This window comes from Pelomonas sp. CA6, assembly GCF_022549225.1.
Taxonomy (GTDB): domain Bacteria; phylum Pseudomonadota; class Gammaproteobacteria; order Burkholderiales; family Burkholderiaceae_C; genus Roseateles.
The window spans coordinates 146,282-152,542 of the sequence record NZ_JAKZFD010000012.1 but is presented as its reverse complement, the minus strand read 5'-3'; the positions used below and the strand labels follow the sequence as shown (position 1 = coordinate 152,542).

7 protein-coding genes and 1 pseudogene are annotated in these 6,261 nt (G+C 67.9%); 2 read left to right on the top strand and 6 right to left on the bottom strand.

Annotated elements, in window-relative coordinates; translation table 11 throughout:
• Window positions 1–96 precede the first annotated feature (96 nt).
• The 3 genes and pseudogenes from LZ017_RS19165 to LZ017_RS19155 form a co-directional block, all read right to left on the bottom strand.
• Entirely contained in the window at window positions 97–909 is an 813-nt protein-coding gene (locus tag LZ017_RS19165; protein ID WP_241398525.1) for a putative phage abortive infection protein, read from the bottom strand.
• Between the two features lie 33 nt (window positions 910–942).
• Window positions 943–1,206 carry a hypothetical protein gene (locus LZ017_RS19160; protein ID WP_241398524.1) on the bottom strand — a complete coding sequence of 88 codons (264 nt, stop codon included), beginning with the start codon at window positions 1,204–1,206 and terminating at the stop codon, window positions 943–945.
• A 273-nt stretch (window positions 1,207–1,479) separates the two neighbouring features.
• A pseudogene (locus tag LZ017_RS19155) lies at window positions 1,480–1,815 on the bottom strand (transposase); the annotation flags it as partial.
• An 85-nt stretch (window positions 1,816–1,900) separates the two neighbouring features.
• On the opposite strand from LZ017_RS19155, the gene LZ017_RS19150 reads away from it, so the two are divergent.
• Window positions 1,901–2,542, top strand: a complete 642-nt coding sequence (locus tag LZ017_RS19150; protein WP_277604786.1) for an MBL fold metallo-hydrolase — start codon at window positions 1,901–1,903, stop codon at window positions 2,540–2,542.
• Window positions 2,543–2,585: 43 nt separating this feature from the next.
• On the opposite strand, the gene LZ017_RS19145 is transcribed toward LZ017_RS19150, so the two are convergent.
• Window positions 2,586–3,554, bottom strand: coding sequence for a M48 family metallopeptidase (locus tag LZ017_RS19145; protein ID WP_241398523.1), 969 nt, complete (start codon window positions 3,552–3,554; stop codon window positions 2,586–2,588).
• A gap of 90 nt (window positions 3,555–3,644) precedes the next feature.
• Window positions 3,645–5,213, bottom strand: a complete 1,569-nt coding sequence (locus tag LZ017_RS19140; protein WP_241398522.1) for an MFS transporter — start codon at window positions 5,211–5,213, stop codon at window positions 3,645–3,647.
• Between the two features lie 57 nt (window positions 5,214–5,270).
• Between LZ017_RS19140 and LZ017_RS19135 the strand changes: the two genes are divergently transcribed.
• Window positions 5,271–5,801, top strand: a complete 531-nt coding sequence (locus tag LZ017_RS19135) for a flavin reductase family protein (protein WP_241398521.1) — start codon at window positions 5,271–5,273, stop codon at window positions 5,799–5,801.
• Here LZ017_RS19135 and LZ017_RS19130 read toward each other — a convergent pair.
• The gene (locus LZ017_RS19130; RefSeq protein ID WP_241398520.1) at window positions 5,777–6,256 is read right to left on the bottom strand and encodes a 4-oxalocrotonate tautomerase; all 480 of its coding nucleotides are present in this window, start codon (window positions 6,254–6,256) and stop codon (window positions 5,777–5,779) included. The genes LZ017_RS19135 and LZ017_RS19130 overlap by 25 nt on opposite strands.
• Between the last annotated feature and the right edge of the window lie 5 nt (window positions 6,257–6,261).

Below are 6,261 nucleotides of genomic sequence, written 5' to 3'. Positions count from 1 at the left end.
TCGAGTCGGCGTGTGCAATCCGGATCAATCGGGGTCAGTTCTTGCGGGGGAATTCAATGAGACGGTGTTGACGCGGTGGGAAGTCCCTGTAAAGGGTTAGGCCGCATCGCCTTCGCCGTATGCAGAAGGAGCGTATAGAGGCCGGTGCCTTGCAGGTGCCAAGAGAAGCTCCTGCGGCATATTCTCCAGGAGGGCGAACTCTTCTACGAGAGATTTGAACTTCGCATAACCCATCTCGCTCAAGCAGTTGTAGAAGAGAAAGACGTGCTCGTAGCTCGAAAGTTGTGCGCGAACCAAGCTCGTGTACTGCTTCTTGTTCGGCACGGCAGAAAGCTTTACGAACTTGATGATGTGGTACAGGTGGCGGAAGTAGTGACCAACCTCTGCTTGATGACTCTTGTAGAAGCGCGCGTAGATATCCTGCACGGTTGCGAGCGTTGCTTCCGGACCGGGTGGGTATACCGCGTGAGCTGCGTGCAGGCCACTTAGTCGCTTGTGCCACACGCGGAAGCAGTCCCGGGACTTTGTGACGCGATTGTTCTCGTCGACAAGATCCATCGCGTTGACGATCTCGCCGTGCGTGCGAAGCAGCGAGAAGAACGTGTTCTCAAACTGCTGTAGCGCGAACGTCTCGCTCTGCTGGCGCAACTGCTCCTTCTGGCCTTGAAGCTCATCCCGCGTGGCCGCAAGCTCTTCCCGCTGCAGTGCAAGTTCCTCGCGTTGCATCCAAGTGGTGTAGATGAGCGTAGCGAATGCGAGCCCAGTGAATAGCGCGTTGACTGCGCCAAACATGTCTCCGAATGTGCCGCGGTTGTCATTGGAGAAGAGAAGCAAGCCAGACAGCGCCCAGATCGCCGCGATAGCTAACCAAAGGTATACGAGCCAGCGGAAAGGTGGTCGTGAGTTCATCTCGGGTGCCTACATGCGGCCTAACGCGCGAGCTCACCGACGGCCGAAGGCCGTCCGGTGGAGCGACTGGTTGGGCCTGCGCTGCGCGGCACCAATGCCGAAGCGCTGCTCGCAGGCGATAAGCATCGCTGAGACGGCATAGGGAAGCTGAACGCCCTGCAAGTGGTATTTGCAATGCCCGAACGCGATCTCCCACTCGCCATGTTCATTGAGGCTACGACATGTGGTGAGGACGCTCGGAGGGAGGTAATCCCCGGCTGCGTTAAGTAGCTCGCGGAAGTGGCTCTGTTCATCCATGTGCGGTCCAACTTGTTATATACCGACAGCAAGTGTCGAATAACACCGGAACCCGCGTGCTAACAGCCGCAACCAGGCGTGCGTAAGTCTTTGTCCCATCTGTTCTCTCCCTCTGTTTACTGTATTTTTATACAAAATTAATTTTCAAAGTCAAATGCCGCACCGGTTACATCTGTCCTGGTAGGTCTGCGCGGCAGCTCCAGGAGTTAGGCGAGCCGTCATGTTGTCATCTATCTCAGGCCGCAGCGTCCCCCGGGAACCATACGCCCTCAGTCAGTGGCAGAGCTGCCGCCGCTTCGCTCTGTGCGGCTGCTCAATCAGATTCGCGAACGCTGCCGCCTCTGACCTGCGTATGGAACTTATAGCCACGCAGGCGATGAGTCTCAGGGTGATGTTGTCGGTGTCGGGCCACTCGCGGCGAACCACAGCGGATGGACGGTAGCCCAAGGCGCTGTGCGGCCGGCGCTCGTTGTAGAACAGGCACCAAGCTTCGATCTGCACCTTGCCTTCGGCCAGCGTGCGGAGCCCTTCCCGGTTGAGCAGTTCGTCGCGCAGCTTGCCGTTGAAGCTCTCCACAAAGCCGTTCTGCCAGGGCTTGCCCGGCGCGATACCCCCATCTGGCTCGCCGCCGCCTCTCAAGGCTTCGATAATTTGCCCAGCCCTCCGCAACTCTGTTCTCAAGCGCTCCACCGCCATGGCCCTGCAATACCTGACCCTCCCTGTCACCCCTTTCCAGCAGAACTGCTCGCTGGTCTGGTGCGACCAGACCCATGACGCCGCGGTGATCGACCCCGGCGGCGAGCTGCCGCGCCTGCGGGCCGCGGCGCGCGAGCGCGGGCTGACGCTGAAGGCGATCTGGCTCACCCATGCCCACATCGACCACGCCGGCGGCACCGGCGAGCTGGCGCGCACCGAGGGCCTGCCCATCATCGGGCCGCATCCGGGCGACCAGTTCTGGATCAGCGGCCTGCCGCAGCAGAGCGCGATGTTCGGCTTCCCGCCGGCCGAGCCCTTCACGCCCACGCGCTGGCTGCACGACGGCGACACGGTGCAGGTGGGCCACGAAACGCTGACGGTGCGCCACTGCCCGGGCCACACGCCGGGCCACGTGGTGTTCCATTCGGCCAGCGCGCGGCGCTGCTTCGTCGGCGACGTGCTGTTCGCCGGCAGCATCGGCCGCACCGATTTCCCGGGCGGCAATCACGAAGAGCTGCTGAGCTCCATCCGTGAACGCCTCTGGCCCATGGGCGACGACACGGTGTTCATCCCCGGCCACGGCCCGGAAAGCAGCTTCGGCGCGGAGCGGCGCACCAACCCCTTCGTCGCCGACCGCTGAGCCCGCGCCGCGCGAGCACACGCGGCCGGCCCGACAGGGTGGCTTACTGCTTGCGCGGAGGCGGCCCGAACTGCTGCTGGGGTTTGTCGGCGCGCTGGTACAGGCCGCTGACCTTGGGCAGGTTGGCCTCGATGTCGTGGATGCGCGTGGGGCCGGCCGGGTGGGTGGACAGCCATTGCGGCGGCGCGCCCTTGCTGGCCTGGCCCATCTTCTGCCACAGGCTCACGCCAGCGGCCGGGTCGTAGCCCGAGCGCGCGGCCAGCTCCATGCCGACCAGGTCGGCCTCGGTCTCGTCCTCGCGGCTGAACTTCAGCGTCAGCAGCTGGCCGCCCATGTTCAGCAGCGTGTCGCCCACGTTGCCCAGCCCCAGCAGGCTGGAGATCAGCCCCGCGCCCACGCGCGTCGCGGTGGTCTTGCCCATGCGCTCGCGGGCGTGCTCGCGCAGCGCGTGCGCGACCTCGTGGCCCATGATGGTGGCCACCTCGTCGTCGCTGAGCTGCAGCTTCTCGAGGATGCCGTAGTAGAAGGCGATCTTGCCGCCCGGCATGCAGAAGGCGTTGAGCTCCTGGCTGCCGATCAGGTTGACTTCCCAGCGCCAGCCGCGCGCGCGCTCGTTCCAGGGCAGCGCATAGGGAATGATGCGCTGCGCGATCGCACGCAGCCGCTGCAGCTGCGGATGGCTGGCCGGCGCCAGCGCGCGCTGGCGCTGCGCCTGCTGCAGCATGCGCTGGTACTCCTGCGCGGCGGCGGCCTCGATCTGCTCGGCCGGCACCAGCTTGGCGAAGGTGCTCTGCCCGCCCACGTCCACGCCCTCGCGCTGCGGCTGGCCCAGCGCCGGCAGCGCCGCCGCCAGGCCTGTTGCGCCCAGCAGGCCGGTGAACAGGCGCCGCTGCGGCTGCGCCGGGCCCGTCGCCACCCCACAGCGGCGGCAGTCGCAGCGCCCGAAGCCATAGGCGGGCACGCCGTCCAGCACCGGGTTGGCGTGGGGGTTGAAGTCGTCGTCGTGTGTCATCGGTCGGGTCGAAAGTCCGTCGGAGTTCCGGGGAAGATGGGGCTCAGGCGCGCCGCGGCAAGCGGCGCTCGCGGCCGGTCGGCGTGGTGCTCATGGGCGGGGCGGCTCCAGCGCCATGATGCGGGGCCGCAGCCACACCAGCATGATCAGCGCCGGCAAGGCCATCAACAGCGAAAGGATAAAGAAACTGGGCCAGCTGATCGCCTCCGCCAGCACGCCGGCCAGCGGCCCCACCCAGACGCGGCCCACCGCGGTGAAGGCAGAAAGCAGCGCGAAATGCGTGGCCGTGTAGCGCTGGTTGCACAGTCCGGTGATGAAGGCCAGGAAGGCCGCCGTGCCCATGCCGCCGCTGAGGTTCTCGATCACGATCACCATCAGCAGCCCGCCGTCCACCGGCGTGGCCTGCGCCAGCTTCACGAAGCCCCAGTCGAAGGCGGGCACCAGCACCGCGCCCATCGCGCCCTGGCCATGGCTGGCCAGCCACCAGAAGCCCAGGTTGCTCAGGGCCTGCGCGACGCCGAACAGCATCAGCGCGCGCCACAGCCCCAGGCGCAGCATCAGCAGCCCGCCCAGCAGCGCGCCGCCAATGCTCAGCCACAGGCCAAAGACCTTGTTGACCACGCCCACCTCGGCGCTGCTGAAATGCATGGCCTGCAGCAGGAAGGGGGTCAGCAGGGCCTGCGCGAACGCGTCGCCCAGCTTGTACAGCACGATGAAGACCAGCATCGCGCCGGCCGCGGGCAGCGCGAAATAGCTGCCCAGGCCGCCCAGCAGGGTCTCGTAGCGCGCGCGCCGGGCCGCCCAGGCGGCCAGTGGCAGCGTCAGCGCCAGGCCCAGCAGCAGGCTGAGCAGGTCGGCCCATTTCTTCGCCAGGCCCGCGCCGCCGGTCCAGACCGACTGCAGCGCCTGCGCCACCGCGGGCGCGATGGCGCGGTCGGTCAGCAGCGCGCCCAGCGCCACCGCGGCCAGCACGGCGGCAAAGCCCAGCACCTCGTGGCGGGCGACGCTGGACGGCGCCTCGCGCGGGGGCAGGCGCGGCAGCAGCAGCGCGGTGACGCCGGCCGCGCCCAGCATCAGCAGGGCCATCAGCCGGTAGACCTCGGGCCAGCTCCAGCCGCCACCCTGCACCGGGTCCACCCAGATGAAGGCCAGCCCGCCGGAAACAATCATCGCCAGCCGGTAGCCCAGCGTGGTCAGCGACGCGCCCATGCCGCGCTCGGCGGGCAGCAGCAGGTCGGTGCGATAGGCGTCGATCGCGACGTCCTGCGACGCCGACAGAAAGGCCACGCTCAGGCCCACCAGCGCGAACAGGCGGATCTCCTGCGCGGGGTCGATGCCCGCCAGCAGCGCCAGCGCGCCGGCCAGCGCCAGCTGGGTCAACAGCATCCAGCCGCGCCGCCGCCCCAGCCCGGGCGGCTCGAAGCGGTCCATCAGCGGCGCCCAGAGGAACTTGAAGGTATAGGGCAGCCCGACCAGCGTCAGAAAGCCGATCGTGGCCAGGTCCAACCCGCGCATCGTCAGCCAGGCCTGCAAGGCTTGGCCGGTCAGCGCCAGCGGCAGCCCCGAGGCGAAGCCAAGCAGGGCGATCAGGACGAGGCGGCGCAGGCGCGCCAACGCGCCCGACATGGCCCCGGCCGCGGAGGCGGGGAGACTGGACATGGCGCGGATTCTAGGCAGAGCCCGGCAGGCTCAGGCGCCTCCGGCGACAATGGCGCCATGTCTGCCTCGCTCACGCCTCCGATCATCAGCCCGCTGCAAGCCACGGACCCGCTGGACACCCAGCAGTTCCGCGCCGCACTGGGGCTGTTCGCGACCGGCGTGACCATCGTCACCGCGCGCGCCGAGGACGGCAGCCTGGTCGGGCTGACGGCCAACTCCTTCAACTCCGTCTCGCTCTCGCCGCCGCTGGTGCTGTGGAGCCTGGCGCAGCGCGCCGGCTCCATGCCGGTGTTCAGCCGCGGTTCGCATTACGCGATCCACATCCTGGGCGCGGACCAGAAGGCGCTGGCCCAGCGCTTCGCGACGCGCGACATCGACCGCTTCGACGGCGTGCGCTGGCACGAGGGCCTGGCCGGCGTGCCGCTGCTGGACGGCTGCGTCGCGGTGTTCGAATGCGCCAACCGCAGCCGCTACGAGGAAGGTGACCACGTCATCTTCGTCGGCGAGGTCGAGCGCTGCCACCGCGTCGAGCAGGGCCAGCCGCTGATCTTCCACGGCGGCCGCTACTTCACCGAACTGCCGATCTGAACGCCGGCCGGCTCGGGCTGCCCCCCGGCGTCCCGGCCCGTGCGCCGCCGCTGCGCCTGGGTCAGCCCGCCATAGCCCCAGGCCGTCGCCGGCTGCTGGCGCACCACGCCATAGCTGACCGGATGCAAGGGCCCCAGCGTGCGCGCCAGCGTCGCATGCACGGCGGCCAGGTAGGCGGCGATCTGCGCCTCATCATTGGTGCCGGCGGTCACCAGCACCTCCAGGTGATAGCTGGCGCGGCTGTCTGCCGCCATCGAGCGCCCGCCGATGAACCAGCCGGTCTCCGGCCAGGGTTCGATGCGCACCGCGGTCAGTGCGGGGTCCTTGTCCAAATGCTCCTCGGTCAGCGCGGTCAGCGTCAGCGCCAGCGCGCGCAGGTCGGGCGTCACGCCGGGCGCGGGGTTCAGGGTCAGCAACAGATGCGGCATGGAGGTCTCCCAAAGCAGTGAAGCCATGCTAG